The sequence below is a fragment of the Bacillus sp. FSL K6-3312 genome (assembly GCF_038007485.1).
Classification (GTDB): domain Bacteria; phylum Bacillota; class Bacilli; order Bacillales; family Bacillaceae; genus Bacillus; species Bacillus pumilus.
Window position 1 is genome coordinate 2,477,695 of the sequence record NZ_JBBOXI010000001.1, and the last position, 26,027, is coordinate 2,503,721.

At 40.6% G+C, this 26,027-nt stretch carries 27 protein-coding genes and 1 riboswitch; of the genes, 6 read left to right on the top strand and 21 right to left on the bottom strand.

Annotation, left to right across the window (positions count from 1 at the left end; all coding sequences use genetic code 11):
* Window positions 1-27 precede the first annotated feature (27 nt).
* From ptsG to MHI11_RS12875, 3 genes are all read right to left on the bottom strand, one after another.
* The gene (gene ptsG, locus MHI11_RS12865; protein ID WP_106067350.1) at window positions 28-2,127 is read right to left on the bottom strand and encodes a glucose-specific PTS transporter subunit IIBC; all 2,100 of its coding nucleotides are present in this window, start codon (window positions 2,125-2,127) and stop codon (window positions 28-30) included.
* Window positions 2,128-2,329: 202 nt separating this feature from the next.
* Window positions 2,330-3,184 carry a glucose PTS transporter transcription antiterminator GlcT gene (glcT, locus tag MHI11_RS12870; protein ID WP_003212366.1) on the bottom strand — a complete coding sequence of 285 codons (855 nt, stop codon included), beginning with the start codon at window positions 3,182-3,184 and terminating at the stop codon, window positions 2,330-2,332.
* Between the two features lie 55 nt (window positions 3,185-3,239).
* Entirely contained in the window at window positions 3,240-4,229 is a 990-nt protein-coding gene (locus MHI11_RS12875; protein WP_268508012.1) for a LacI family DNA-binding transcriptional regulator, read from the bottom strand.
* A gap of 93 nt (window positions 4,230-4,322) precedes the next feature.
* Between MHI11_RS12875 and MHI11_RS12880 the strand changes: the two genes are divergently transcribed.
* Window positions 4,323-4,466, top strand: a complete 144-nt coding sequence (locus MHI11_RS12880; RefSeq protein ID WP_003211556.1) for a hypothetical protein — start codon at window positions 4,323-4,325, stop codon at window positions 4,464-4,466.
* Between the two features lie 53 nt (window positions 4,467-4,519).
* On the opposite strand, the gene MHI11_RS12885 is transcribed toward MHI11_RS12880, so the two are convergent.
* The 6 genes from MHI11_RS12885 to MHI11_RS12910 all read right to left on the bottom strand — a co-directional run bounded on the left by MHI11_RS12885 (window position 4,520) and on the right by MHI11_RS12910 (window position 11,060).
* Entirely contained in the window at window positions 4,520-5,614 is a 1,095-nt protein-coding gene (locus tag MHI11_RS12885) for a M24 family metallopeptidase (RefSeq protein WP_106065187.1), read from the bottom strand.
* 104 nt (window positions 5,615-5,718) lie between these two features.
* Window positions 5,719-7,638, bottom strand: coding sequence for a heavy metal translocating P-type ATPase (locus MHI11_RS12890; protein WP_340910542.1), 1,920 nt, complete (start codon window positions 7,636-7,638; stop codon window positions 5,719-5,721).
* 293 nt (window positions 7,639-7,931) lie between these two features.
* Window positions 7,932-8,420, bottom strand: coding sequence for an endospore biogenesis thiol-disulfide oxidoreductase StoA (gene stoA, locus MHI11_RS12895; RefSeq protein ID WP_044139797.1), 489 nt, complete (start codon window positions 8,418-8,420; stop codon window positions 7,932-7,934).
* A gap of 54 nt (window positions 8,421-8,474) precedes the next feature.
* Window positions 8,475-9,791: a polysaccharide biosynthesis protein gene (locus MHI11_RS12900; protein WP_044139796.1), complete on the bottom strand. Its 1,317-nt coding sequence runs from the start codon at window positions 9,789-9,791 to the stop codon at window positions 8,475-8,477.
* Between the two features lie 114 nt (window positions 9,792-9,905).
* Entirely contained in the window at window positions 9,906-10,559 is a 654-nt protein-coding gene (locus tag MHI11_RS12905) for a cell wall hydrolase (RefSeq protein ID WP_340910537.1), read from the bottom strand.
* 306 nt (window positions 10,560-10,865) lie between these two features.
* Window positions 10,866-11,060 (bottom strand): hypothetical protein, encoded by a 195-nt coding sequence (locus tag MHI11_RS12910; protein ID WP_044139794.1) that lies wholly within the window; start codon window positions 11,058-11,060, stop codon window positions 10,866-10,868.
* A 167-nt stretch (window positions 11,061-11,227) separates the two neighbouring features.
* On the opposite strand from MHI11_RS12910, the gene MHI11_RS12915 reads away from it, so the two are divergent.
* The gene (locus tag MHI11_RS12915) at window positions 11,228-11,416 is read left to right on the top strand and encodes a YkvS family protein (protein WP_003211747.1); all 189 of its coding nucleotides are present in this window, start codon (window positions 11,228-11,230) and stop codon (window positions 11,414-11,416) included.
* Window positions 11,417-11,536: 120 nt separating this feature from the next.
* Here the strand turns inward: MHI11_RS12915 and MHI11_RS12920 are convergent, their stop codons facing one another.
* From MHI11_RS12920 to MHI11_RS12945, 6 genes are all read right to left on the bottom strand, one after another.
* Complete coding sequence (locus MHI11_RS12920) at window positions 11,537-11,755, bottom strand: hypothetical protein (RefSeq protein WP_340910535.1); 219 nt, start codon at window positions 11,753-11,755, stop codon at window positions 11,537-11,539.
* Window positions 11,756-12,223: 468 nt separating this feature from the next.
* Window positions 12,224-12,721, bottom strand: coding sequence for a preQ(1) synthase (gene queF, locus MHI11_RS12925; RefSeq protein ID WP_003211403.1), 498 nt, complete (start codon window positions 12,719-12,721; stop codon window positions 12,224-12,226).
* 15 nt (window positions 12,722-12,736) lie between these two features.
* Window positions 12,737-13,468: a 7-carboxy-7-deazaguanine synthase QueE gene (queE, locus tag MHI11_RS12930; RefSeq protein ID WP_065097161.1), complete on the bottom strand. Its 732-nt coding sequence runs from the start codon at window positions 13,466-13,468 to the stop codon at window positions 12,737-12,739.
* On the bottom strand, window positions 13,461-13,901 hold the full coding sequence (gene queD / locus MHI11_RS12935) for a 6-carboxytetrahydropterin synthase QueD (RefSeq protein ID WP_003211826.1): 441 nt from the start codon (window positions 13,899-13,901) through the stop codon (window positions 13,461-13,463). Before queD ends, queE begins: the two co-directional genes overlap by 8 nt.
* Window positions 13,902-14,558 carry a 7-cyano-7-deazaguanine synthase QueC gene (gene queC, locus MHI11_RS12940; protein WP_024424683.1) on the bottom strand — a complete coding sequence of 219 codons (657 nt, stop codon included), beginning with the start codon at window positions 14,556-14,558 and terminating at the stop codon, window positions 13,902-13,904.
* A gap of 159 nt (window positions 14,559-14,717) precedes the next feature.
* Window positions 14,718-14,762: riboswitch (PreQ1 riboswitch) on the bottom strand.
* 71 nt (window positions 14,763-14,833) lie between these two features.
* Window positions 14,834-15,877 carry a YkvI family membrane protein gene (locus MHI11_RS12945; RefSeq protein ID WP_044139788.1) on the bottom strand — a complete coding sequence of 348 codons (1,044 nt, stop codon included), beginning with the start codon at window positions 15,875-15,877 and terminating at the stop codon, window positions 14,834-14,836.
* Between the two features lie 243 nt (window positions 15,878-16,120).
* On the opposite strand from MHI11_RS12945, the gene MHI11_RS12950 reads away from it, so the two are divergent.
* The 3 genes from MHI11_RS12950 (at window position 16,121) to motB (ending at window position 20,158) form a co-directional block, all read left to right on the top strand.
* The gene (locus MHI11_RS12950) at window positions 16,121-18,229 is read left to right on the top strand and encodes an ATP-dependent Clp protease ATP-binding subunit (RefSeq protein WP_044139786.1); all 2,109 of its coding nucleotides are present in this window, start codon (window positions 16,121-16,123) and stop codon (window positions 18,227-18,229) included.
* 374 nt (window positions 18,230-18,603) lie between these two features.
* A complete protein-coding gene (gene motA / locus MHI11_RS12955; protein WP_003212085.1) occupies window positions 18,604-19,398 on the top strand; it encodes a flagellar motor stator protein MotA in 795 nt (264 codons plus the stop codon).
* Window positions 19,391-20,158: a flagellar motor protein MotB gene (gene motB, locus MHI11_RS12960; RefSeq protein WP_044139785.1), complete on the top strand. Its 768-nt coding sequence runs from the start codon at window positions 19,391-19,393 to the stop codon at window positions 20,156-20,158. The genes motA and motB overlap by 8 nt, the downstream gene beginning before the upstream one ends.
* Before the next feature lie 29 nt (window positions 20,159-20,187).
* Here the strand turns inward: motB and MHI11_RS12965 are convergent, their stop codons facing one another.
* Entirely contained in the window at window positions 20,188-20,643 is a 456-nt protein-coding gene (locus MHI11_RS12965) for a MarR family winged helix-turn-helix transcriptional regulator (RefSeq protein ID WP_003211701.1), read from the bottom strand.
* A 205-nt stretch (window positions 20,644-20,848) separates the two neighbouring features.
* On the opposite strand from MHI11_RS12965, the gene MHI11_RS12970 reads away from it, so the two are divergent.
* Window positions 20,849-22,354: an ATP-binding protein gene (locus tag MHI11_RS12970; RefSeq protein ID WP_111912597.1), complete on the top strand. Its 1,506-nt coding sequence runs from the start codon at window positions 20,849-20,851 to the stop codon at window positions 22,352-22,354.
* 47 nt (window positions 22,355-22,401) lie between these two features.
* On the opposite strand, the gene MHI11_RS12975 is transcribed toward MHI11_RS12970, so the two are convergent.
* The 5 genes from MHI11_RS12975 to mtnW all read right to left on the bottom strand — a co-directional run bounded on the left by MHI11_RS12975 (window position 22,402) and on the right by mtnW (window position 26,011).
* Window positions 22,402-22,644 (bottom strand): aspartyl-phosphate phosphatase Spo0E family protein, encoded by a 243-nt coding sequence (locus tag MHI11_RS12975; protein ID WP_044139783.1) that lies wholly within the window; start codon window positions 22,642-22,644, stop codon window positions 22,402-22,404.
* 301 nt (window positions 22,645-22,945) lie between these two features.
* Window positions 22,946-23,476 carry a 1,2-dihydroxy-3-keto-5-methylthiopentene dioxygenase gene (locus MHI11_RS12980; protein WP_111912595.1) on the bottom strand — a complete coding sequence of 177 codons (531 nt, stop codon included), beginning with the start codon at window positions 23,474-23,476 and terminating at the stop codon, window positions 22,946-22,948.
* 16 nt (window positions 23,477-23,492) lie between these two features.
* Entirely contained in the window at window positions 23,493-24,131 is a 639-nt protein-coding gene (locus MHI11_RS12985) for a methylthioribulose 1-phosphate dehydratase (protein WP_340961189.1), read from the bottom strand.
* Window positions 24,095-24,790: a 2-hydroxy-3-keto-5-methylthiopentenyl-1-phosphate phosphatase gene (locus MHI11_RS12990; protein ID WP_340961190.1), complete on the bottom strand. Its 696-nt coding sequence runs from the start codon at window positions 24,788-24,790 to the stop codon at window positions 24,095-24,097. Before MHI11_RS12990 ends, MHI11_RS12985 begins: the two co-directional genes overlap by 37 nt.
* Window positions 24,791-26,011, bottom strand: coding sequence for a 2,3-diketo-5-methylthiopentyl-1-phosphate enolase (mtnW, locus tag MHI11_RS12995; protein WP_340961191.1), 1,221 nt, complete (start codon window positions 26,009-26,011; stop codon window positions 24,791-24,793).
* Between the last annotated feature and the right edge of the window lie 16 nt (window positions 26,012-26,027).

Consider the following 26,027-nt stretch of genomic DNA (forward strand, 5'->3'; position numbering starts at 1 on the left):
ATCTAACAAGAACGGCAGTTATGAAAATTATTTTGAAATTTTCATGATGTTTTCTTGACCAGCTTTGATTTCACCGGATTCTTGAAGGTCAATAAATTGTCCTTCACTTAAGTTGGTAAATACAATTGGTGTCATCAAAGATGGTACTTCAGACTTAATTTTATCAATATCAACCTCTAAGAGTTTTTGACCGATTTCTACTTGATCTCCCTCTTGTACAAATGCTTCAAATCCTTCTCCTTTGAGGCTGACCGTATCAATACCGAAGTGGATCAAAATTTCAAGTCCACCATCAGATTGCAGGCCAATTGCGTGTTTCGTTGGGAATACATTTAAGATCTTCCCTTTCACCGGTGAAACCACCGTTCCATCTGTTGGCAAGATGGCGAAACCGTCACCCATCATTTTCCCTGAGAATACTTGATCTGGTACATCTGTAATCGGATGAAGCTCCCCTGTAATTGGTGAAGCAAAGATTTCTTCACCTAGTTCGTTTTGAAGCGGTTTTGCAATGACTTCTTCGACCTGCTGGCTGACTTCTTCTTTTGCAGAAGGGTCTTTCGCTGGACGAGGCGTGCGGCCTGCAATGATGTCCTGCATTTGTGTTTTTAAATTATCAGAGCGAGGACCGAAGATGGCCTGGATGTTGTTCCCTACTTCGAGAACTCCTGAAGCACCAAGCTTTTTCAAGCGGTCCTTGTCCACTTTCTTCTGATCGTTAACAGTGACACGTAAACGCGTAATACAAGCATCAAGGTGTTTAATGTTTTCTTGGTCACCCATTGCTTCAAGAATTTCATAAGGTAAGTCATTACCCTTTTCAGACTTAGCACTATCTGCACCGTCAGCTGCTTCATCCTCACGGCCTGGCGTTTTCAGATTAAATTTGCGAATGGCGAATCTAAATCCGAAGTAATAAATAGCAGCAAGTGCGAGACCAACTGGAATCACAAGCCACCAAGCGGTTCTGTTTGGCAAGATACCGAATAAGAAGAAATCGATTAATCCTCCTGAGAAGGTCATACCGATTTTCACGTTTAGAATATCCATTATCATAAAGGATAATCCAGCAAATACACAGTGGATGGCAAATAACACTGGTGCAACAAACAAGAATGAGAATTCAAGCGGTTCAGTAATCCCTGTTAGGAAAGAAGTCAGGGCTGCTGATCCCATAATTCCTGCGACAAGCTTTTTATTCTTTGGTTTTGCTTCATGGTAAATCGCAAGTGCTGCTGCTGGCAGACCAAACATCATGAACGGATATTTCCCTGTCATGAATGTACCAGCTGTCAGCTGAACACCATCTTTGATTTGAGCCATGAAGATACGCTGATCACCACGGATAATATCTCCTGATAAGCTCTTATAGCTAAAGAACTCATACCAGAATGGCGCGTAGAATATGTGGTGCAGACCAAACGGAATTAATGAGCGTTCAATGACACCGAATACAAAGGCAGCAAGCGGCTCATTCGCTGCGAGCAGTCCTGTTGAGAACGAGTTCAGTGCACCTTGGATTGGCGGCCAAATGACTAGCATCAAAAGCCCTAAAATAAGTGCTGAAATAGATGTAACAATTGGAACAAAACGCTTACCAGCAAAGAAGCCAAGATATTGCGGGAGCTCAATTTTGTAAAATTTATTAAACATATAAGCTGCTAATACCCCGACAATAATCCCGCCAAAAACTCCGGTAGACAAGGTCGGTATGCCGAGCATATTAACATATGCTGGATGGCTTTCCTTAAAGAACTTAGCCAATTTGATTGAATCGGATGGAATGGATCCGTTGGCCATTAATACGGCACTCATCGTTACGTTCATGACAAGATAACCAATAATTGCGGCAATCCCTGCCACACCGTCTCCATTAGCAAGACCGATGGCAACCCCTACAGCAAATAAGAGCGGAAGATTCGAGAAGACAATATTCCCCGCATTTTCCATGACGCTTGCAACAAGCTGAATTGTATCATTGCTTAAAAATTGAGCCACATCGATCAGCTGCGGATTTTGCATCGCATTCCCAAGTGCTAGTAAAATACCAGCAGCAGGAAGGATCGCAACTGGAAGCATAAGTGCTCGTCCAATTTTTTGCAACACACCAAAAAGTGATTTAAACACTAGTTGAACCTCCTTTTATTTTCCCTTACAACATACATGTGGGACGCTCCCTGACATACATTTCATAGTTAACCGTTTACATTTCACTTTCAAACACAAAAAAAGGCATGGTGATATAAGGTTGCGCAAATAACAGGATCTTATCCTGTATTTACCTTAAGTCACTCATGCCTGATCGAATCAGTTACACGTTTCAAGGAAACTATGAAATTTTATTTGTCAATCTGTACAGATGAAGGGTCAGGTAGACAGCCTCTGCATCTTGTACAGGCTTTTTCAATGCATGTTGTAATATTTTGATCATTTTCCAAGCAGTATTGTAGCATAAAGGATATTCATTTTTCAATAGATGAAGCAATTTTTCTGGCTCCTCTAAAGATTCTTCCCGTTTAATACGCTCAATCGAAAACGTAATATGGCGCAATAAGCGTAAATAATGAATACTTTCTCTGTCTACTTTCATATGAAATGAATCTTCTATGACTTGGACCATTTGAGTGATGAGCTGCGAATGACGGTTCACCTCAGATAATGGCCGATTCGTTAAAGCTGAGTGAATATGGAGCGCAATAAAGCCAATCTCTCCTTCTGGCAGCTTTGTTTCGACATCAGGACGCTCGTTAATTAGCTCAACGACTTCCTTTGCGACCTCGTATTCTTTCGGATACAGCGACTTCGTCTCAAGCATAAAGGGATTGGTGATATCATATCCTTGCTGCACCCGCTTAAAACTAAAGGCAATATGGTCAGTCAGGGCAATATGAATATGCTCATTCAAACGGTGTCCCATTTTTTCTCGTATATGATAAATGACGTCATTGGCAAGCTCGATCATGTTCTCATCAATGTGGTGAAGCAGTTGTTTATATTCTGTTTGTTCCTTTGTATTTTTAAGGACAAACATTTTTTCAAATGTATCTTGATCGAGAACATCACCCGATTTTTTCCCGAAGCCGATTCCTTTCCCAATCAGAACTACTTCGCCCAAAGAAGGGTGTCTTGCAATGATGACATTATTATTTAACGCTTTATCAACGGTGAAGGATTCCATGAACATCCCCACCTCCTTCTTATTCAATCCCTCTTATCGTACAAAACAGATGAAACGTGCGTCAACGATTGTTTTTGAAAACGGTGGTTGATCGCTCGATCAGGCGAAATGGCAGCATTCTTTTCTCTGGCACCTCTCCCTTTATGGCCCGATCGAACAAGTCAAACGCTTCCTGACCCATTCGTTTCAGCGGAATATCAATGCTGGAAATCCCCAAAGCCTCACTTAATTGGTTATATTGAAAGCTCAGTATGGCTGGAAATTCTCCTACTTTTATGTCATGACGCTGCGCCTCTAATAAAAAGCCTGCAGAGACATCGTCATTTGTAATGAATAATGCCGTTGGGCGATTTTTCATTTCCTTCCATTCTGCAAACAATCGTTTCCCATCAAGAAGTGATAGCTTCCCTTCGATGATCCACTCTTCATCAATGGCCTGCCCGAGCGATTTCATCATGTCTTGATAAGCCTGAAGGCGCGACTCGCTATTCGCTCCTTCTGTTCTGGCGAGAACAATCGCAATTCGTTGATGGCCGCATGCTGCCAAATGATGCAGGCCTTCCTTAAATGCTTGATCATGCGCAATTGACACTGTTGAGCATGTATCATGCGGCGTGGGATGACAAAATATAATCGGCCCAGATTCCTGCCACTTTAGAAGGTGCCCATCACTTAACGCATTTGAACAAAATATTAAACCATCGACACGGCGTTCTTTTAAACTCATTAACGCTTCTTTTTCTTTTAATGGATCATACCCCGTTTGAAATAAAGCAAAATGCATACCGCACGCCTGTGCTTTTTCTGCAATACCTGTGACAAGTCCGCTGAAATAAGAGTGTTCAATCGTCGGAAGAACGATGCCAAGCATATTTGAATAGCCCTTTGCTAAATGGACAGCTTGAATGTTTCTCGTATATTTAAGCTCTTTCATCGCATGTAGAACACGTTCTCGTTTTTCCTCTTTGACATAAGGATGATCATTCAACACACGTGATACAGTTGTCACAGATACGCCCGCTCTTTTCGCAATCTCCCTTATGTTTGCCATTTTTTCTCCTACTTTCTCTTGCTATGGTAAGCGTTTCATACTTTAAGATGTATGTGAGCTGAACAAATCACTGGATGGAAAGGGGAATTCAAGATGGGTTTCATCATATGGATTATATTATGTATGACTGTTTTGTTTTCTGCTCGTTTTGCACTACATCCTTTAGGAAAAGAACATAAAATCAAACCGTTTGAATCAATTGATGATTTTTTTGTTGATAAGGATCGAAAAGAGTGACAAAAAATCACGATGACACTTCCAAGACATGGACGTTCATCGTGATTTTTTTATTACTTGATGATCGTCAGCTCTTTCGGATAATTAGTTAAAGTGACTGGACCGTCTGCTGTGATCAATACATCATCTTCAATTCTGACGCCGCCGACTCCTGGGACGTAGACCCCCGGTTCGATCGTATACACCATGCCTTCTTGGAGAAGATCATCATTTGCCTGGCTCATCGAAGGAAACTCATGAACAGACACCCCTAGACCATGTCCAAGGCGGTGAGGGAAATAGTCTCCATATCCAGCATCTGTGATCAGCCCGCGTGCTTTTAAGTCCAGGTCTCCAATTCTCACACCCGGCTTACTCATTTCAAGTGCTGCCATTTCTGCGTTTAGAACGGTTTGATAGATGTCCTTTTGCTGATCAGAAGCTTCCTGATAGATGAATGTTCTTGTAATGTCTGAGCAGTACCCATCAACAATGACTCCAAGGTCAAATAACACAAAGTCGCCTTTTTTTAAGGCTGCCTGTCCTGGATTTCCGTGAGGCTCTCCTGATTTTTCGCCAAAGAGAACCATCGTCGAAAAGGACATGCCTTGAATGCCTTTTTTCTTTAGCTCATATTCAATGACAGCGAGCACTTCTGTTTCGGTGACTCCTTCTTTTAAGGCGTTCACCCCAATTTTTACCCCTTCATCTGCCAATTGAGCTGCTTTTTTCAGTGTAGCAATTTCAGATTCATCTTTAATCAGCCTTAGCTGATTGAGCTCTTCTTCTGCCCGGACAAAAGTTTCTGCCCCAGTGGCAGCTTGAAGCTGTTCTGCTCTTTGAAGCGGAATCGACTCTTTTTCAATTGCAAGTCGAGTTGCTCTTACACCGCGTTTTTCTACTGCTGACTGAATGAAATCAAATGGATTCTCATGGTCTTCATAACCAATGATATCGCCTGACCATCCAGCATTTTTCGCCTGTTCCACTTCCATTTTAGGCAAAATAAAAAATGGATCTGCCTCTTGAAACACAAACAGCCCCATTACTCTTTCATGCGGCTCTGTGAAGTATCCAGATAGATAAAACACATTTTCCTTTGTATGTATAAATGCACCTTGGATGTCTTTTTCCTTTAGCCAAGAAGACAAGCTCTTCATTCGGTTCATCGTGATCCTCCTCACACGTTTTACTACTGATCTATTGTATCAGTTTTTGCTTTATTTCGCACAAAAGCGCACTGGCAGAAGCCAAGTGCGCTATGATGATTTGCTTAAGATGCACGAAGCAGACGCAATCCATTTAAAATGACCAAAATCGTACTTCCTTCATGCCCGATGACGCCAAAAGGCAAATCAAGCACTTGTAAGAAATTCGCACAAATTAACAAACAAATCACCGTTAATGAGAAAATAATATTTTGCTTAATAACTCGATTCATCTTTCTTGAAAGACGGATCATCTTTGTTAAGTTATTTAAATTGTTTTTCATTAAGATCAAATCTGCTGTTTCTAAGGCTACGTCTGTGCCTCCGCCCATCGCAACCCCGACATCTGCTGTGGCGAGTGCCGGTGCATCATTGATTCCGTCGCCTACCATGATGATCGAGTTCCCTTGTTTTTTAAATTGATTGACCTCATGGACCTTTTCATCTGGCAGACACTCAGCAACAACCGTTTGGATGCCGGCTTCCTGCGCAATGGCTTCAGCCGTTTTTTGCTGATCTCCTGTCAGCATGACAGTTTGGATGCCTAAATCATTCAGCTCTTGAATCATTTTCTTCGCTTCAGGTCTAATTTGATCCTTAAGGCCAAGGCATCCAACGACTTCTTGCTCCTTCTGAACATACACCACTGTATATCCTTTTTCAGAAAGATGCTCACCTGCCTCTTCAATCTCGCGGTCCATTGAAGCCTTGCCAGCAAAGTCTTTCTTCCCAATCCGCCACGTTTCTCCATTCAATTGTGCCTTTACACCAAAACCAGAGGTTTCTTCAATGGTGACATGAGCTGATCTTTCTATTTGTTGCTCTTGCGCCATATCAGAGATCGCTTTCGCTAACGGATGGTTTGATTGACTTTCAATTTGATAAAGTGCCTGATAAAAGGCCGCTTCCTCTTGTCCTTTAGCGATCACCACCTGCTCCACAGCTGGCTTTCCGCTTGTAATCGTCCCCGTTTTGTCAAAAGCAATCATGCTGCTTGTGCCTAGCTTTTCTAAAAAGACGCTCCCTTTGACGAGCATTCCGTTTCTTGCGCCGTTTGAGATCAGTGACAAAGCAGCTGGCATAATGGATGCAACAAGCGCACAAGGTGATGCAACAACCATAAACACCATGGCCCGGTAGAAGGTTTCACTCATACTCCAGCCTAGTACAAAATGAGGCAGAACCATTAAAATCGCAACGGTGATCAGTACACCTTTTACATACACACCTTCGAATTTTTCAATAAAAGCCTGGCTTGGTGACACACTTTCTTGAGCCGATTCGACAAGTTTAATAATTTTATGGAAAAGCGTTTCTTCATTATGTTTTGTCACTTCTACTGTTAAGGAACCATTTAAGTTCACTGTTCCCGCAAACACATCTTCGCCTTGCCCTTTTTCCTGGGGCACAGACTCGCCCGTAAGCGCAGATTCATCCACACTTGTTCTGCCGCTTAGAATCACACCATCTGCTGCAATACGTTCCCCAGCTTTGATCATGATACGGTCACCTGGTGTTAATGATGAAGCAGCGACTTGAATGGTCGTGCCATCTTCTTCAATTAAAGTCGCTTCATCTGGTGCGATGCTCATTAAAGCTGTTAAATCCTTCTTGCTTTTATTTGAAGTATACGTTTCAAGCGCACCACTAAGTGAGAAAATAAAAATTAAGATCGCGCCCTCTGCCCAATATCCAATGATTGCTGAGCCTATAGCTGCGAAAATCATTAAAAGTTCAACATTCAAGCTTTTAGACGAAATGGTTTCTTCAATTCCTTCCTTCGCCTTTGCAAAACCTCCAATAATAAACGCAAGGATAAATAAAGGAATACTCCACATGCTCTCATCCTTTAACATCCATCCAACCAAAATGAGAATCCCCGAGATACCTGCTGCTATTAATTCTCCGTGCTGTGCCCATTGATGAAGGGACCGTTTCGATTCCTTTTGATTTGTTGTTTGATAAAGTGCTGTATTCTCATTCATGATTGTTTTCTCCTCTCTAATTGATAATGATTTTCACATCATCAATTGTTGCCCGTTTCCTTTTTTCATCTATATTTTCTGCTATTTCAAGCTTTTTATAGGTCTGTTATTCATTATAACAGGTTCTGACCGATTTTCAATTAATAATTATTATAATTTCTTTTTGATAATAATTATCATTATTGATGTAGACCATTTCATCTCTTCTGAGCACAGTTTATTCAGATAAAAAGCAATTGAACACAAAAAAGAACCAAAGGAATGATCCTTGGTTCTTGAAATAATGTTTCGTTCTAAAAATCCGTCCACTCCTTGATTTGTTTTTTCGTCAGTGGACCTACATGATTTTTCACAATTTCCCCTTTTTCATTTATCAAAAAGCTGGTTGGAATGGTGATGATTTGGTATTTCTTCATCATTTCCCCTCGCTCATCTAGTATGACCGGGAATGTAAACTTTCTGTCTTTCACAAATTGGGCAACCGCATGTTTACTTTGTTCTGCCCCTAGTAAATTCACCGTTAAGATATCAACATCACTCTGATTTTCTTTCACGATCTGGTCAAATACGGGCAGCTCCATTTTGCAGGACGGGCACCATGTTGTCCAAAAATGCAAAATGGTCTTTTTTCCTTTAGCCGGAATCATCTGCGTTTCACCAGTTAATGCAGGAGCCTCTATCTTTGGCGCCATAACGGGCTCTTTCGCTTCAGCCTCGCTGCCTATGAGTAATAGAAGCAAGGTCATTATAAGAAGACTGGCGGGTAGATATTTACGATTCATCAGGATCTTCCTTCCCAGTTTTCTTATAGCTTGCCCGCTCGACGAAGAGGACATTCATGCTTTTTTCACTCTAAGAAACATGGAAACGCCGAGCTCCTTACAAATCGTCGCATAATGCAGTGCAGTCAACAGAAGCATGCCCGTATTCATCCCTAATATAACCCCCATCATATTTAAGCTTTCAATTGATCCGAGAAAATACACCATTGAAAACGAGACGACATGCACCCATATATTATGTAGGAACACATCTTTAATGAGCCCCATACCGATTAAGCACGCTTGAAATGGCATCACAAACAGGTGGCATAAAAAGTACGGCCAAAGCAGCTGTAAGTAGACAGCAGCTTGCGGTGAATCAAAAAAGAGCTGCGTGAGCGGATAAGCAAAATAATACATCACCATCACTGCCGGCACCCCGTACCCAAATGTAATGAGAATCGCCTGCCTGACACGTTTTTTCACAAGGTCATACTGACGTAAAGCATAGGCTTCAGATACACTCGGAATCATCACAATCATGATGGAATGAGCGATAAACGCAGGGAAAAAACCGATCGACATCGCGACACCAGCCAGCATGCCGTAATGATCAACAGCAAGTGTGCCAGAGATGCCTGCTGCAATAAGGGCTCCTTTGATTAAAAATGGTTCTATGGCATTTGCGATCGCATGAAAAATCCGCATGCCCGTTGTCGGAATGGAGACAGCTAATAGGCGCTTTCTCACGTCAATTCCTCTTAATTCAACAGATCTGACATTGACAGCATTTTTCGCCATGACGTATTGGGAGTATAAATAAATAAAGACGACGAGATCACTCGCGACAATGACACCGATGGCAATGAGTACCGCTGTTTCAATATCAAACGAATACCAATGGAAGAACAAAAACAAGCAGATGAGCTGGATCGTTTTCTTCAGCATATTGGCAAGAGCGATCCTGCCCATTTGCTGCTTTCCCATAAAATAGCCGCGTGCGATCGAGGTAAACGCAATAATTGGAATAAGAGACAGCACAAGCCCTTTCATGAGCGGATGATACGACTGAAACACTGGAATGAACGGCAGGACAATCGCTGCAATCCCCGTTGTTGTACATGTCACCACAAGCGTCATTTTAAACGCATGGCGGAGCATACTTTTATGGAGCCGCTCATGCGATTCTGCAATGAATTTAGAAATGGAGACTGGCAGCTCTAAGCTGGCAATCACAAGGACAAGCATAATGATTGGAAGGATACTCATATATAGACCCATTCCATGTTCTCCAAGCTCTCTCGCTAAAATCATATTGACTAAAAACTCGATACACTCCGCAATGAAAGCTGCGACAGATAGCAGAATGACCCCTTTTACAAATCGATTCATGTAGCCTCCCCTTTATCTAAAGCAAATTCTTTTCACATTCTATGAGACAAGTCCTGAAAATATTTTGATAAATGAAGACAAAAAAAGAAGCGATCCATCAAATCGCTTCTTTCTTTATACGGCAAATACGTGACGACCGATACGTTCTACAATTTTGCGAGAACGAATCCAGTTATCTGTTGCCGTTTTGGGATTATAAAAATAAATGGCCTTTGTTGTTCTGTCATGTTCTTTCACTACTTGCTTCACAGCTTTAACAGAATCTTGATCTGCTTTATCGTGAATACTTCCATTCGATACTGGCTGGAAAGCATTTCGCTGATAAATAACACCTTTGACACTGTCAGGAAAAGAGCGATGCTCCACCCTGTTTAAGACGACGCTTGCCACAGCTTTTTTACCTGCGTAAGATTCACCTTTCGCTTCAGCATGTACCAATCGTGAGAGTAGCTCCATTTCCTCATTAGAATAGCGTTTGGCGCTTTCCTCATTCGTCGTTTCTGATTTTACTCTATTCTTTTGCTTCGTTTTTGAAGACTTTTTTTCTGTAGACGTACTTAGCATTTTGACTTTCGGCTGACGCTTCTCCTCTGAAAATGCTGGGATGACTTGATCGTGATCATCTTGATCTATATATGAAAGCTCATGCTTAACAGGTGCTTGTGAAAGTTCGTGACTTAGTGTGCCTTGCTGCTCTTGTATGTTGTCCATCTTCATGGCTGCGATTAGCATAAGGATGACAAAAAGAGCGGTATGAATTTTCATCATTAGCCTCATTCCTCCTTTATCAAAATAGGCGGTAAGATACTTGTCCACTCTAACAAGAGCTCCTTTTATTTTCACGCACAAAGATTTGCATGCTTGTCCAAATTCCGTCATTAAATGGCATGTCCTAGTTGAATTGCGTATCAACTGGAATTGTTAGCGCTTACAAAGGCTCCTTTTCCGCCTATCATCATCCTTATGCTCCTGATTATGGGTTATTACATTTTCTTTTCAGATGTATCAAGCTCGTTTGAAGTGTGACAAAAGAACTAAAATAAAAAAGCTTTCTCTCATTCATGAGAAAAAGCTTTAGCTTCTTGCTTCTGTAAGATATTCAAAAATAACATCTCCACCATGTTTCGCAATCCCGCGAAAATACTTAAAATCATCTTGATTCACTAAGATCGAACGAAACGTTAAAAAATCATCTTTCTGAATGGTCACTTGCTTTTCTGTCCCATTTCGTAACGATTCAAGTATTGTGAGGATTTGTTCTTCCGTCAAATAAACCGCTCCTTTACAGCCATCATCAAATATTAAATATACCATCCGTTAGGAAAGCATACAACGAAAACAAAACAAAAACGTCTTTATCCTTTACATTGGTATGAAAATATTGCAAAATACTTTTTAATAGGGAATGAAATCTGTTTTTAAAGGAGAGGGATCGGTTGAAGATTGCAAAAATTGGAAATGTGATCGAATTTAGAAATGGTTTAACAGGTGTAGTTGAAAAAGTGAATGAAAACTCTGTCATTGTCGATGTCACCATTATGGACAACTATAGAGATTTAGAACTGGATTCACTAACAGTCGTTAATCATAAAAACTATAAAATCATCAAAGACTCCGTACATTAATTTGCAATCCTCAATTCAGACTATCGATACATACGTAAATACGAAGCAAAGCTACTTTCTGACAGTTTAGCTCTCTTTGACAATCACATATGAAAAAGACTGACACCATATGAAGAAGTGTCAGTCTTTTTGCGTATGAAAGGTCTGCATTTCCGCTTTCGTTTTGTACATGTCCACTTCCTCGGGGGTGATAACGCCTTTATCAATCAAAAGTGCAATCACTCCAAGCAATGTGGAGGCACTCCATTTATATCGTTCTTTGTTTTGATGTTCGAGCACTTGAAGCTCTTCTTTTAGCTCCATCAGCAGCTTCTCTGTCTTTTCTTCTTTGTTTGCCAACTCAAACGCCTCCGTTATTCGTTCATTGCCTCTATTTTATCTCAAAGCAAATAAGATAAGCAAAAAACACAATTTATCTTTACAAACATACGTTCTGTCATGTATAATAAATTTACGAGCTGGTAGCCCCCAGCCGTCCTAGCAAGTTCTATTCCCATTTGTATGAGGAGAGCGACATGACTCTTCTCTTTTTTTATCACTTTAGTCTAATTCATCTCATTCAAACCCATAAAAAAAGACATGTCATTAGGCATGTCTTTCAGATTGTTGACAAAGGGCTAAAATGATCTTTATTTTAGCCCTTTGTCTTCTTTTCAGCGTGATTGAAAACCTTTGAAGTCTAGGAAGGCCAGCTACTTTTGCAGAGCGAATTTGCAATTCGTGAGCACCAGCGCACAGGACTGACAAAGAATGCGAGGGTTTGTCTACACGCTGAAAGACATGTCATTAGGCATGTCTTTTCCTTTATTAGCGATTATCAATCGTTTCAGGATACATATCATGATTCATCATGCGATATGAAGCCATTTCTTCATATTTGGTACCAGGTTTTCCGTAGTTCGTGTACGGGTCAATTGAAATACCGCCTCTTGGTGTAAATTTGCCCCATACTTCGATATATCTTGGGTCCATCAATTCAATGAGATCATTCATAATAATATTCATACAATCCTCATGGAAATCACCATGGTTACGGAAGCTGAACAAATACAATTTTAATGATTTACTTTCAACCATGATTTCATTTGGGATATAGCTGATATAAACTGTCGCAAAATCCGGCTGACCTGTTTGCGGACAAAGTGACGTAAATTCTGGGCAGTTAAATTTCACAAAATAATCTCTATTTGTATGTTTATTCGGAAATGTTTCAAGCACTTGTGGTGCATAATCAAACAAATAATTGGTTCCTTGATTTCCTAGTAAAGTGACACCTTCTAATTCTTCTGGTTTTCTTGTCGTCATGTCGTCTCTTCCTTTCTATACGCCTCGTTTATTTCCCCACAATAATGTGTGCAGCTGCGGCAGCACTCTTACGCGATTTAAGTCTGGGTCTTGCGCTACTTGATCGACAAGCGCTTCATACTTCTTTAATAAGTGCGTCAATAAGTACGCATCATCACCTGTCGTCGTGTCATCATTTCCTACCTGCAAATAAAAAGGAAGCTCTGGATATTTCGCATGAACATCTTTTGCATAGGCTAGATCATGATCGTCAAAAATCACGACCTTCAGGCTTGCATGCTGTAATCTATTTCCGTTTTTCAGCTCATCTATAATACGTGTGAGTTTCGTAAAATCTGTTTTCATATTAGAGCTTGGCGGCTTCGGAGAAATGGTTAAATCATCAATTTTCAAAAACCAGTCCTGATACATCGTCCCTTGTGTTTCAAGCGCTGTATCAATTCCTTCTTCGTGAAGCAAATCAATAAGTGATTCCATTTGTTTTAAAAGCGCAGGGTTTCCCCCTGAAATGGTGACATGGGAAAAAGCCTGTCCACCTATTCTTTTTAATTCTTTGACAATGTCTTCAGCGTGAAGCCACTGAATGTCATGCTTTGCTGAGCCATCCCATGTAAAGGAGGAATCACACCAGCTGCATGAGTAGTCACAGCCAGCTGTTCTGACAAACATGGTTTTTTGTCCAATGACCATCCCTTCTCCTTGAATGGTCGGACCAAAAATTTCTAATACAGGAATCGCCTTAGCCATTGTGTTCAACTCGTTTCGGCCGGTAAATGCAGTAGCTTGTTGGTGTCTCCCTAACAAAGACCTGAACACATACTGGTTTATTTGCTAAAGTCGATAAATATGCTGCGACTTTGTCATGGACTGTCTTTGCCACAACCTCTGTAGTAGGCATCGCGTATGGATCAGTTGATGAGAATTCCTCATGATCATTGAGCAGCGTGTGATCATACTGTCCATGAATAAGTTTTTTCAGTGTACTAAAATTGACAAGGAAGCCCGATTCATCTAGGTCATCTCCAGCAATGGTTATATTGATGGTGTACGTGTGACCATGTACACGGCTGCAAGCACCTGCATCTTCTCTTGGAATGAAATGAGCAGCTGATATATGCATATCTTTGTTCAATTCAAATGAGTATGGATGATTCGTTTGTGGATAGATTTGAGAAAGCATTTATTTTGCCTCCTTCATTTCCATATAAGTGTCATAGCCATTTTTCCGAAGCTTACACGCAGGACATTCCCCGCAGCCATCAGAAATGATGCCATTATAGCAAGTGAGCGTTTCATTTTTCACAAAATCTAATGCATTCAGCTCGTCCGCTAGCTTCCATGTTTCTGCTTTATTGAGCCACATGAGCGGTGTATGGATGACAAATGGTTTTTCCATCGCCAAATTCACTGTGACATTACAAGACTTTACAAACTCGTCACGGCAATCTGGATAGCCGCTAAAGTCTGTTTCACATACACCTGTGATAATATGTCTTGCACCGATTTGATACGCAAGAATAGAAGCGAAGGATAAGAACACTAAGTTTCTTCCCGGTACAAATGTGGAAGGCAGCTCTCCTTCTTTTTCCTCAATGTCAATGTCATCTCTTGTTAAAGCATTTGGTGCCAGCTGATTCAAAAGAGACATATCTAATAGATGATTCTTCACACCTAACTTGTCAGCAATTCTTTTGGCGACATCAATTTCTTCTTGATGACGCTGATTATAATGAAAGGTCACAGTTTCTACCTCTTCGAATTGTTGAAGTGCCCATAATAAACATGTCGTACTATCTTGTCCCCCGCTAAAGACAACAACTGCTTTTTCATTTTTCATTTTCTGTTCTCCTCCTTTTGCAGATCTATACACTCGTACAAAGCTGCATCTGAAAGGCTCTGGAAAACCCCTATTTTTCTCAAAAGAAAAGACACCTTTACATGTGTATGAGGTGTCCCAGCCATAAAAAATAAAAAATGCCACATCCAAGGATACGGCAAGTCCTTAGTTTTTTATAGAGGGTTTTGCTAGAACCTCTCCCGTTTACACGGATTTTTGTTCAATTTTCACAGAGGATAGTGTACCACATATTTTTCATGCAGGCTATCCCTTCTTCACTTATCAAAAGATGCGGGCACTTTTTTTAGACAAAGGAAAAGGATAAAAAAGATGCTCACATATCCAAAAATAGGATAAACCGTTGATATCAATGTACCGTAACCAATTTTACTAATCACATAGCAGCATAAGAGAATAAGGGATATCGTCAAGACACTGTTCATTCGTATATACGCCCTCACTTGTCTCTCCAGTCCATATAAATTGCCTATGACGGATGTAAAGACTTCGCCGAAGATCACAAATAAATAAATGAGGTGAATGGAATTTGCTACTTGATACACGACCTGAGCCATTGGAATATCAAACGCCTCCAGCATATCTAATGAAGAAAGAGATAAAAAGCATACAAATAAAATAACTGTCAGCATGACGCCCCCAAGCACAGCTCCCTTTTTAATCACCGCTTCAGAGGTCATTTCATTTGCGACGGGCACTAATACCGCTTGAGAAAGTGCCAAATTAAAAGCACCATATGAGATAGCTGATAAAATCCACTCTCCCTCACCCATTTGCAGCGCAAGAACATAACTTTCACTACTGCTAAATACGAATGAATCAAGAAATACGATCAATGAAAAGAAAATAAGCATTGGGACGACGAGAACATTGACACCAAATAACCCTTTTGATCCTTTCAAAAGCACAATAACGCTCAGAATGATCGTTAAAAAAATCCCATATTCCTTCGATATGCCAAGCTGTTCTTCAAATATAGCACCTGCGCCAGAAATCATCACTGAAGTGACGCCTAATAAAATAAAAAACATGACGACATTAATATACCTGCTTGCAGCTGCGCCAAATAGAAACCGGTTCATATCTTGATAAGACTCCGCTTCAATTCGTTTAGAAATGAGCATCATTTTTGCCCCAAGTCCAGTAAAAATAGCGCCGCTAATCAAGATTCCGAATAATCCAATCCAGCCAAAACGAACAAAAAATTCTACGATTTCTTTTCCTGTCGCAAACCCAGCTCCAACCACTGTTCCTACATATACAAAGGCAAGCTGAAAAGCGGATTCATTTGAACGTTTCATGTGACCCCTCCGCACCCATCACTTTCGATTGTCTTTTTTTATCCTATGAGACAAGTTCCTTGAAAAGAAGGACAAACCATGATTAAATGCAAAAAAGGATTTTCACCTGCCTTTGAGCAAAACAGTTGAAAGTCAAAATAGGTCAGAGTATACTATAGTCAAAGATGGTCAAACAACAGACCATTTTCTTTAAATTCATTGGTCAAATAAAGTCAAACTTTTATCATAAGGAGGTCATGGCAAATGCGTTGTCAACATTGTCAAGTAAATGAAGCAACAATTCGCCTGAATATGCAAGTGAATTCATCCCGGAGCCAAATGGTTTTATGTGAAGACTGCTACACCTCTTTGATGGAGCAATCAAAAATGAAAATGGGACCTCAATTGTTCGGAGGAAGCTCATTCTTCTCTGGGCAAGAGCAAGCAGGACATACGCAAAACGTAGAGCAGCCAAAGCAAAAAGGCTTACTCGATGAACTTGGCCGCAATTTAACAGATGGCGCAAATGCTGGTTTAATTGATCCAGTCATCGGCCGTGATGAAGAAGTCGCAAGAGTCATCGAGATTTTAAATAGAAGAAATAAAAACAATCCTGTCCTCATTGGTGAACCAGGTGTTGGGAAAACAGCGATCGCTGAAGGACTTGCACTGAAAATTGCAAGTGGCGATGTACCAAATAAATTAAAGAACAAACAAATCTATTTATTAGATGTCTCCTCCCTTGTAGCGAATACAGGGATACGTGGTCAATTTGAGGAAAGAATGAAGCAGTTAATTAAAGAACTACAAAGCCGTAAAAATATTATCTTATTTGTAGATGAAATCCATCTTCTCGTAGGCGCAGGATCTGCTGAAGGGTCAATGGATGCTGGCAACATTTTAAAACCAGCTCTTGCACGAGGCGAGCTCCAGCTAGTAGGTGCGACGACATTAAAAGAATATCGTCAAATTGAAAAAGATGCCGCACTTGAACGACGCTTTCAGCCCGTCATTGTAGATGAGCCAACACAAGCTGAAGCGATCGAGATTTTAAAAGGCATTCAAGATAAGTACGAAAGCTATCATGGCGTCACCTATTCAGCGGAAGCCATTCAAGCGTGTGTTCAATTATCTTCCCGGTATATTCAAGACCGTCATTTGCCGGATAAAGCCATTGATTTAATGGATGAAGCAGGTTCAAAAGCGAACCTCTCCATTGATGCAGCAAGTGAAGATGAACTAACGAATCGTCTGACAGAAATCGCTGCTGAAAAACAAGCTGCTTTAAAAGAAGAACAATATGAAAAAGCGGCGAAGCTTCGAGATGAAGAAGAAGCCATTGAAGCAAGACTTCAAAACAAAACAAATGACAAAGAACATGTCGTCACAGCAGAAGACATTCAAGCCATTGTGGAACAAAAAACAGGCATCCCTGTCGGCAAACTGCAAGCAGACGAACAAACCAAAATGAAAGAAATTGACGTCCGCTTAAAAGCACGAGTAATCGGCCAGGAACATGCGGTTGAAAAGGTAGCGAAAGCTGTGAAAAGAAGCAGAGCCGGCTTAAAATCGAAACATAGACCAACTGGCTCCTTCCTTTTCGTTGGACCAACAGGTGTCGGGAAAACCGAATTGTCGAAAACGCTAGCTGAAGAATTATTTGGTTCAAGAGATGCGATCATCCGTTTAGATATGAGTGAGTACATGGAGAAACACTCAGTATCTAAGCTCATCGGTTCTCCTCCTGGTTACGTTGGACATGATGAAGCAGGCCAGCTGACAGAAAAAGTGCGCAGAAAACCATACAGCATCATTTTGCTGGATGAAATCGAAAAAGCACATCCTGATGTGCAGCATATGTTCCTTCAAATCATGGAAGATGGCCGGTTAACAGACAGCCAAGGCAGAACCGTCAGCTTTAAAGATACAGTCATCATCATGACAAGTAACGCAGGCAGCACAGATAAAACGGTCAAAGTCGGCTTCCAGTCTGATCAGGAAGAAGCGATTGAAGAACAATCACTCATTGATTCACTCAGCGCCTATTTCAAACCAGAATTTTTGAACCGTTTTGACAGCATCATTCAGTTTGACTCATTAGATCGAGATGATTTAGTGAAGATTGTGGATCTTCTGCTCAATGAGCTGTCAGAACAATTAAAAGAGCAGAATTTAACAGTCCATGTGACAAAAGAAGCGAAAGAAAAAATTGCAGAACTTGGATATCACCCTGCATTTGGTGCTCGTCCACTGCGAAGAACCATTCAAGAGCACGTTGAAGATCAAATGACGGAAATATTGCTTGAAGAAGAAAAGCTTTCAGGATTTACTGTAGATGTTGAAGATAACGAAATTGTCGTAAAAAAAGGATAGTTACATCTTAAGAAGGATCTACAGCTCCATCATGTTGCGGTGTCTAAGTTCCATCTGCACGCCGACGCTCCCCCGCCTCTTTTCCTTTAAGATAAAAGAAAAAGAGGTGGATCACATGATGAATTGGAGCTATGATCTTGTCAAAATCATGTATGAAGAAAAATTAAAAGAGCTGCTTTTAAATGAAACTGCTCAAAGAAATTAAAAAGAAACTCCCTTTATATCAGAGGGAGTTTCTTTTTTAAGGTAATAGAAAGCGCTTTCGTCAAAAATTCTTCACAGAAACTGCCTTAATTTGATATTCAGACTAAAACCCTTCTAGAAGACACCGATATTAACTATAGAAAAAGATAGTTAAAGGATTTGGTGAGATAATGGACAAAACATCGTTAATAGGTATTATTTTAGCATTTATTGCACTGAGTGTCGGTATGGTTCTGAAAGGTGTAAGTCTAACCGCTCTTATCAACCCAGCGGCTATATTGATCATTGTGGTTGGGACGATTGCAGCTGTTGTCATCGCATTCCCATCTAGTGAAATTAAGAAAACACCAAAATTGTTCGGCAAAATTTTCAAAGACAACAAGCTTCCAACGATTCAAGAAATGATCCCTCTTTTTTCAAACTGGGCACAAATTGCGCGTCGTGAAGGTCTTTTAGCATTAGAAGCTAGCATTGAGGAAGTAGATGACGATTTCCTTAAGAACGGCTTAAGCATGGCGGTTGACGGTCAAAGTGCAGAATTTATTCGCGACGTCTTAACAGAAGAGGTTGACGCCATGTCTGAAAGACATCAGTCAGGCGCATTAATCTTTACTCAAGCCGGTACATACGCTCCGACGCTTGGTGTACTTGGCGCCGTTGTCGGACTTATTGCCGCACTGGCAAACATGGGAGATATTGAAGCACTTGGACATGCAATCAGTGCAGCCTTCGTTGCCACACTGCTTGGGATTTTTACCGGGTATGTGTTATGGCATCCATTTGCCAACAAGCTAAAGCGTAAATCAAAGGAAGAAGTAAAACTTCGTCTGATTATGATTGAAGGGATCCTTTCTGTTCTTGAAGGTCAATCTCCAAAAGTGATTGAACAAAAACTTCTCATGTACTTACCAGCGAAAGAACGTGCAAATCTTGTCATTGAAGAAGGAGAAAAACAAAATGGCTAGGAAACGTAAAAAACATGATCACGATGACCATGTAGATGAATCTTGGCTGATCCCTTATGCCGATCTTCTGACGCTTCTACTCGCTCTCTTCATTGTGCTTTTTGCATCTAGTTCGATTGATGCGGCAAAGTATGAACAGATGGCCAAGTCTTTTAATGTCGTCTTTACGGGCGGAACTGGTGTCATGGACCAGACCAGCATGCAAAGCACTGAAGAAACTGAAAATAGCAACCAGACCAAGAAAGCTGCTGAAGAAGAAGATGAAGAAGCTAAAGCGAAAGCTCGAGATCATGCCGTTCTCTCAAAGGTCAAAAAGCAAGTGGATTCCTTCATTGCCAATAAGAAACTTGGAGCTAAGCTCGAAACAAAGCTCACGGACGAAGGTTTGCTCATTACGATAGAAGACAGTATCTTCTTTGATTCTGGCCGGGCGGTTATTCGCCCTCAAGATGTCCCGTTAGCAAAGGAAATCTCAAAACTACTCGTCATTAATCCCGCTCGTGACATCGTCATTAGCGGACATACTGATAATGTACCAATCAGAAATTCAGAATTTGAATCCAACTGGTATTTAAGTGCCATACGTGCTGTAAACTTTTTGAGTATTATTCTTGAGAACAGCAATTTAAACCAAGAGAACTTTAGTACAAAAGGTTTCGGTGAATTTAAGCCAATCGCTTCAAATGATACAGCAGAAGGCAGAAGTAAAAACCGACGCGTAGAAGTACTTATTTTACCGATTGAGAAAAAAGCAAAATAAAAAAGGGAGCCCTCGGCTTCCTTTTTTATTTATTCTTTATGATCATATAAATGTTTTGCACGGAGTCCCACATGTTTAAGCATGTCAATGCAGGCATCCTTCTCTTCCTCGCTCAGGACACTGATCATCTCATGAATTTCTTTCGCATGATCTGGGAAGATATCATCAAGCAAAGCTCGTCCCTGCTCGGTAATATGCGCAAATGTGACCCTGCGGTCTTCTGCACAGGCCTTACGACTGAGGAGTTCTTTCTTCTCCAATTTATCGACCACATACGTGATGCTGCCGCTTGCAAGTAAAATCTTATCACCGATTTGCTGAAGCGGCTGATCCCCTTTATGATACAGCAATTCTAATACTGCAAATTCAGTCGGATTCAGCCCGTGCTTCACAATATGCTTGTTCATGTGATGATTAATCGAGCGATAGGCACGTGATAATACAATAAATAATTTCAAAGATTTCTCAACATTATGATTTTCCATTTTTTTATCATCCTTTATGAAATGCAACCCACTAATGTGACATTAATAAACAATAAGTAAAATGTCAACATCTTGATCCATCTTTAGCATGAAAATGAGACCAGAACGAATCACCTAATTTTTTAAAAATCACACAAGTCATCGTAATAAAGATAGGTTCAATGCTATAATAAGTCTATTAGGTAATACGTTGGAGCGATGAATGATGAGTATATTGAAAGGGTTTTGGAAGAAGATCAGGCTGTACCTTATTTTGGTCATGATTCCAACCCTAATCATTAGTTATTTTATCTACGAAAAAGAAACGGAAAAAATCGACTTAAAAAACAAACAAACTGCTACACTTATGTTAAATATTCACAAAAACCAAATGAATTATTTAATTAGTGAAACAGAAGCGAGATTAACTTCACTTGCCATGGGATTTGACCAGCCTCTCGAGACGAAAAAAGTACAAAACAGCCTAGAGAAAATCTATAAACAAGAACCTCGTTTTTCAGGTCTGTATCTCCTAGACAAAAAAGGAAATGTAACAGTAAGCACGACACCGTTAAAGGAAAAAATCAACCTATCATTCAGAGATTACTTTAAGCGCATTCAAGTGACCAAGCAGACGGTGATCACAGATAACTATGTGAGCCGAATTACAAAACAACGGATTCTTTCCATTTGTGTGCCTGTGCTGGATGAAAACGAAGAAGTCACCAATGTGCTAGTCGCCGCCATTCAAATTGATTATTTAAGAAATATTATGAATGTATTGAACCCTGATCTTCATTTTAAGATGCTGAATCAAAATGGACATGTCGTGTTTACAAGTGGTCCGCAGCCAGCATCAGAAAATGATAGCACCGTGTCTACATATTTAGATGAAAATAGCTGGAAGCTAGAGGTTTTTCCGCAGCGTGCTTCAACTAGTGAAGTACTGTCCGTTACGCTAGTTCCTCTATCCAGTGCTTTTATTTTATTAAATATTTTATTCACACTTGTCCAATATGTCATTTTAAGGCGTCAAACTCAGCAGGAGCGTCATCAAAATGAGGCACAAAAGCTTGAATTAATCGGGACCCTCGCAGCAAGTACAGCACATGAAATTCGCAACCCATTAACAGGGATTAGTGGATTTATACAGCTTTTGCAAAAGAAGTATCACTCTGAAGAAGATCAGCTCTATTTTTCTGTCATTGAAGAAGAAATCAAACGAATTAACCAAATCGTCAGTGAGTTTCTTGTATTAGGGAAACCAACGGCAGAAAAATGGCAGAATAACTCTGTAAAAGAAATTGTAAGTGAGATCATGCCGATCGTTTTCTCTGAGGCGAACCTTTATAATGTTGAGGTTGATTTGCAAATTAATACGATTCAAGATGTTGGTGTTTATTGCACAAAAGATCACATTAAACAAGTCGTATTAAATGTAGCGAAGAACTCATTAGAAGCGATGCCAAATGGCGGTCATTTGAAGATTTTGATTGAGGCTGAAAAAGAACATGTCATTATTAAAGTGAAAGATACGGGTGAAGGCATACAAGAAGAAATGTTAAAACATATCTTCCTCCCTTTTATTACGTCGAAGGAAAAAGGGACAGGTCTTGGGCTTGTCGTGTGTAAACGAATCATTTCGATGTATGGCGGAACAATTGATATCGAGAGCGAAGTGAATAAAGGAACAACCGTCATGATCATGCTTCCTTCTGCTCACTCAGCATAGCTGAAACATTCAGCCGGTTTTGCTTAGGCAAGACCGGTTTTTTCATGTCAATAAGAGGGACGGTTTACAGATAGAAGATTCATTTGAGATACAAGATCATGAAAAGAGGGGGCAGATTGTTTCTCATGAAAAAGGAGATGCTGATACTCATTCATCAGGTTGTCCAGTTCTTGACTATATTTAATTGTCGTCTCACCAGTGTAGCCTTCTGCTTGAGCAGCTTCTACCATCTGTTTTCTCTTCTCATCAATTGACATTAGCAATTGTTCTTTCCTTACATAACTATTCATGATCTCAGCTCCCGCAATGAATTCGACTGTCTATGCTCAAAATGATCCGACACCAAAATTATACTTTATTTGTAAATTAAATTAAATATGCTAATTTTATTTAATTTTTTACAGCCTAAAGACCTCTTACCCAATCATATTTGGGGGTAAACTTCAAATTTGGACAGGACTGACACATGGATTAAACAGAATTTTATCCTATGTAGAAGATCAAAATCAACTATTTTCTTTCTCGTTTTATGTCTATTTCCCTAAAAAAAAGCTGATCTTCCGCCTCATGCGGAATGATCAGCTTTTGTCATTAAACCTTTTCTTCATCGTAAATTGGCACCCAGCCCTCTGTTGTGACAAATATGCGAACGGCAACCACTTTTCGATCCTCTTGAAGTGTAAAATAGTGACGAATATGTGGCGGAACAGAAATTAAATCGCCTGGATTCAGTCTCACATCAAAAAAGACGCCATCCTTACCTTGAATGGCAAAGATTCCATGTCCGCTTACAATAAAACGTACTTCATCATCTGTATGGTGATGCTCACGCTGAAAGTTTTGGAGCAGGTCGTCAAGATTTGGTGTCGCATCAGATAATGAAATCACGTCCTGCGCTTTGTATCCTCGTTTTTCAGATATACTCTCAATTTCCTTTTGGAAAACAGTCAAAATCTCTTTCTTTTCCTCATCTGTTAAGTCATACTTTTCTGATAAACGGTTTGGCAGCTTTGCAATATCCCAATGTTCATAAATGACCCCTTGGTTTTCTAAATAGGTTGCCACCTCTTGCTCGCTTTCAAGTAATGTGTTCTCTTCATTATGAATCAAAATCGTCGCCATGTGCTTTTCCTCCTTTTTATGTGACAAGCTGCTTTTGATAAAGCGTTAATTTTAAGTGATAGCTAAACAAAAATTCATACGCCTCTAATACTCGTTTTGCTTCAGAGGCTGTTTTTCCCCAGACTGTGATGCCGTGATTCCGAATGAGCACAGCACCTGATTCCGACTCTTCAGTGAGATGCTTTGCAAATTGTGCTGCAAGATGCGGGATATGGGCTGGATTTTCAATAATCGGTAACGACACTTCTGCATCCTCTTCCCAGTAACCAAGCGCTTTGATGATTTCGTTTCCTTTGAAACGAACCTCGCCTTTATCCCCATACAGTTCAGAGATCACATTATTATCGATTGTATGGACATGGAGACAGCAGCCTGCATTCGTCTGCTCATACACGTAGTTGTGAAGCAGTGTTTCAGCTGATGGTCTAAGCGGTTCATTCAGATCAACAGGCTTACCTGCCGCATTTACTAAAACAAAGTCTTCATCTGTTTCTTTTCGTTTATCTTTGCCGCTTGCCGTCACCAAAAACGTGATTGGATCATCCGACACCTTGATCGATAAATTGCCGCTTGTTCCGTAAAACCAGTCTCTTTGTGCCAGTTCACGTTTGACGTCTGCTAGCTCCTGCCAGCGCTTGTTCTTTGCGTCTGCCATTCCTTCACTTCCTTTATTTGATCAAATTGTGCTTTAAGATCAATAAATGTTTCATACTCTAGATGGACAAGCCCGAGCTCTTTACATTCGTTTAGTAAGTAGTCACGCGCAAATGTGAGACCCGCATGCTTTGCCGCCTCCACATCGGTGACTGAATCTCCAATCATGATAATGAAGTCATTCTCACAGGTCAGCTCTCGAATGATTGACGGCTTGCAGCATCCGCAGCCATTTTGACATTGCGAATCGCAGGCATGCGGCCATTCAATCTGAATATGCTCTTCCCCAAATGACGCATGATTGCAGTAAATATCGGCTCGATCCACAATGCCCTCGAGTATGGGATGAACAAAAAAGTCCATCCCGCCGCTTAGCACATAGAAGGGAATATCAGCCTTTTTCACATGATCAACAAATTGCTTGAATCCTTCTCGAATCTCTGTATCTTCTAAAATAAACGATTGAATGGCTTCTTTTTGATCACTCGTCAGTAATTGAAACATCTGCCCGACGCCTTCTTGAATGGTGATCTCCTTTGCGAGAACATCGTCCTTTAGCTCCGTCCATTCACTTGGTGCAAAGTGTTTCATGATGCGAATGATATTATCATTTTTCGTAATGGTTCCATCAAAATCACAACATACAATTGGTTTTTTCATTTATTCTGCTACCCTTCCCCATAGTTCAAGTGCTGCTTTTAAATCTTGGCAAGAAGCTGCCTTCTCTTGGATCGACTCTCCATGTGTCACCGCATCAATGATCGATCGAAATGCTTTCCCTCCCCCGATGGCTCCATGCGGATGTCCGTGAATTCCTCCACCAGCATTTATCACATGATCGAGTCCAAAATCTTTCATCAAAACTGGTACCATTCCAGGATGAATGCCTGCTGACGGAACAGGGAACGTTTTTTGAACCGAATCCTCTTTTACACAAGCTTCATAGATTCCAAAGGCATCTTTTTTCGGAAGTGCGACCGACCCATACGGTGAGGGAAAAAGACTCAAATCAGCACCAGCATATCGATTTAATTTACCTAAAAGAAGAGAATGGGAGAATCCATATTCGTGCGATGATGTTAAAGCACCGCTTACTGCGGGATGGGCCATAATAGGCAATCGAATATCTGGATCCTCAGCTAAGCTTTGCATGACATCTAGCCCATAGGCAAAGACATTGAATAAGAGTGCATCCGCTCCAAGTTCAGCTGCCTTTCTTGCTCGATCCTTTAGTTCAAAGGTTCTGCCTGTTAAATTAACGGCATATAGCGTGCGGTGCCCTATCTCTTCATATGTTTCTTTTAATATCTTTTTTCCTTCTTTGATTCGTTCTTCAAAAGGGGCTAGTGGGCTCTCAAATAAAATTTCATCGTCTTTGATAAAGTCAACGCCGCCTAATGCTTGTAAACGGAGCTGTTCTTTTAAATCTGCCATATCACGGCCAATGACACCTTTAAAAATACTCATCAACAAAGGTCGATCAAACACGCCTGCTTTTTTTCGTATGCCATCAATTCCAAATACCGGTCCTGGCAGACTTCTTTTAAATCTATCTGAGAATTGAATGTCGACTAGCTTCACTTTTCCATCTAGTGAAAGCTTTCCAAAGATCGTCGTCAAAACAGCCGGTATATCCGCTGAAAAGTTAGCCTCAGGATAAGCAATGGTCACCTCAGATTGATATAGGCCATTTTCGGCTGGAGCAAACTTTTCTGATACCTTTTCCACCCGGCCTTTATGCTTTTGAAGCTGCTCTTTTTTGAGCTGCGGCAAATCCGTCCATGATCCAACTGTTAAACCAAGCGCGATCTGCTCCGCTTTTTGATTCACTTGTTCATCCTCTCGATGTGTTAATACGTATGTTGCCAGTAATTCACTCACTAGGGATCCCCTTTCG

Bases quoted from the DNA above. Each gene is read 5' to 3' on its own strand.
- glcT (WP_003212366.1), bottom strand. From the start codon at position 3,184: ATGTTCATGGAATCCTTCACCGTTGATAAAGCGTTAAATAATAATGTC.
- MHI11_RS12875 (WP_268508012.1), bottom strand. From the start codon at position 4,229: ATGGCAAACATAAGGGAGATTGCGAAAAGAGCGGGCGTATCTGTGACA.
- MHI11_RS12880 (WP_003211556.1), top strand. From the start codon at position 4,323: ATGGGTTTCATCATATGGATTATATTATGTATGACTGTTTTGTTTTCT.
- MHI11_RS12885 (WP_106065187.1), bottom strand. From the start codon at position 5,614: ATGAACCGAATGAAGAGCTTGTCTTCTTGGCTAAAGGAAAAAGACATC.
- MHI11_RS12890 (WP_340910542.1), bottom strand. From the start codon at position 7,638: ATGAATGAGAATACAGCACTTTATCAAACAACAAATCAAAAGGAATCG.
- stoA (WP_044139797.1), bottom strand. From the start codon at position 8,420: ATGAATCGTAAATATCTACCCGCCAGTCTTCTTATAATGACCTTGCTT.
- MHI11_RS12900 (WP_044139796.1), bottom strand. From the start codon at position 9,791: ATGAATCGATTTGTAAAAGGGGTCATTCTGCTATCTGTCGCAGCTTTC.
- MHI11_RS12905 (WP_340910537.1), bottom strand. From the start codon at position 10,559: ATGATGAAAATTCATACCGCTCTTTTTGTCATCCTTATGCTAATCGCA.
- queF (WP_003211403.1), bottom strand. From the start codon at position 12,721: ATGACGACAAGAAAACCAGAAGAATTAGAAGGTGTCACTTTACTAGGA.
- queE (WP_065097161.1), bottom strand. From the start codon at position 13,468: ATGGCTAAGGCGATTCCTGTATTAGAAATTTTTGGTCCGACCATTCAA.
- queD (WP_003211826.1), bottom strand. From the start codon at position 13,901: ATGCTTTCTCAAATCTATCCACAAACGAATCATCCATACTCATTTGAA.
- queC (WP_024424683.1), bottom strand. From the start codon at position 14,558: ATGAAAAATGAAAAAGCAGTTGTTGTCTTTAGCGGGGGACAAGATAGT.
- MHI11_RS12945 (WP_044139788.1), bottom strand. From the start codon at position 15,877: ATGAAACGTTCAAATGAATCCGCTTTTCAGCTTGCCTTTGTATATGTA.
- MHI11_RS12950 (WP_044139786.1), top strand. From the start codon at position 16,121: ATGCGTTGTCAACATTGTCAAGTAAATGAAGCAACAATTCGCCTGAAT.
- motA (WP_003212085.1), top strand. From the start codon at position 18,604: ATGGACAAAACATCGTTAATAGGTATTATTTTAGCATTTATTGCACTG.
- motB (WP_044139785.1), top strand. From the start codon at position 19,391: ATGGCTAGGAAACGTAAAAAACATGATCACGATGACCATGTAGATGAA.
- MHI11_RS12965 (WP_003211701.1), bottom strand. From the start codon at position 20,643: ATGGAAAATCATAATGTTGAGAAATCTTTGAAATTATTTATTGTATTA.
- MHI11_RS12970 (WP_111912597.1), top strand. From the start codon at position 20,849: ATGAGTATATTGAAAGGGTTTTGGAAGAAGATCAGGCTGTACCTTATT.
- MHI11_RS12975 (WP_044139783.1), bottom strand. From the start codon at position 22,644: ATGAATAGTTATGTAAGGAAAGAACAATTGCTAATGTCAATTGATGAG.
- MHI11_RS12980 (WP_111912595.1), bottom strand. From the start codon at position 23,476: ATGGCGACGATTTTGATTCATAATGAAGAGAACACATTACTTGAAAGC.
- MHI11_RS12985 (WP_340961189.1), bottom strand. From the start codon at position 24,131: ATGGCAGACGCAAAGAACAAGCGCTGGCAGGAGCTAGCAGACGTCAAA.
- MHI11_RS12990 (WP_340961190.1), bottom strand. From the start codon at position 24,790: ATGAAAAAACCAATTGTATGTTGTGATTTTGATGGAACCATTACGAAA.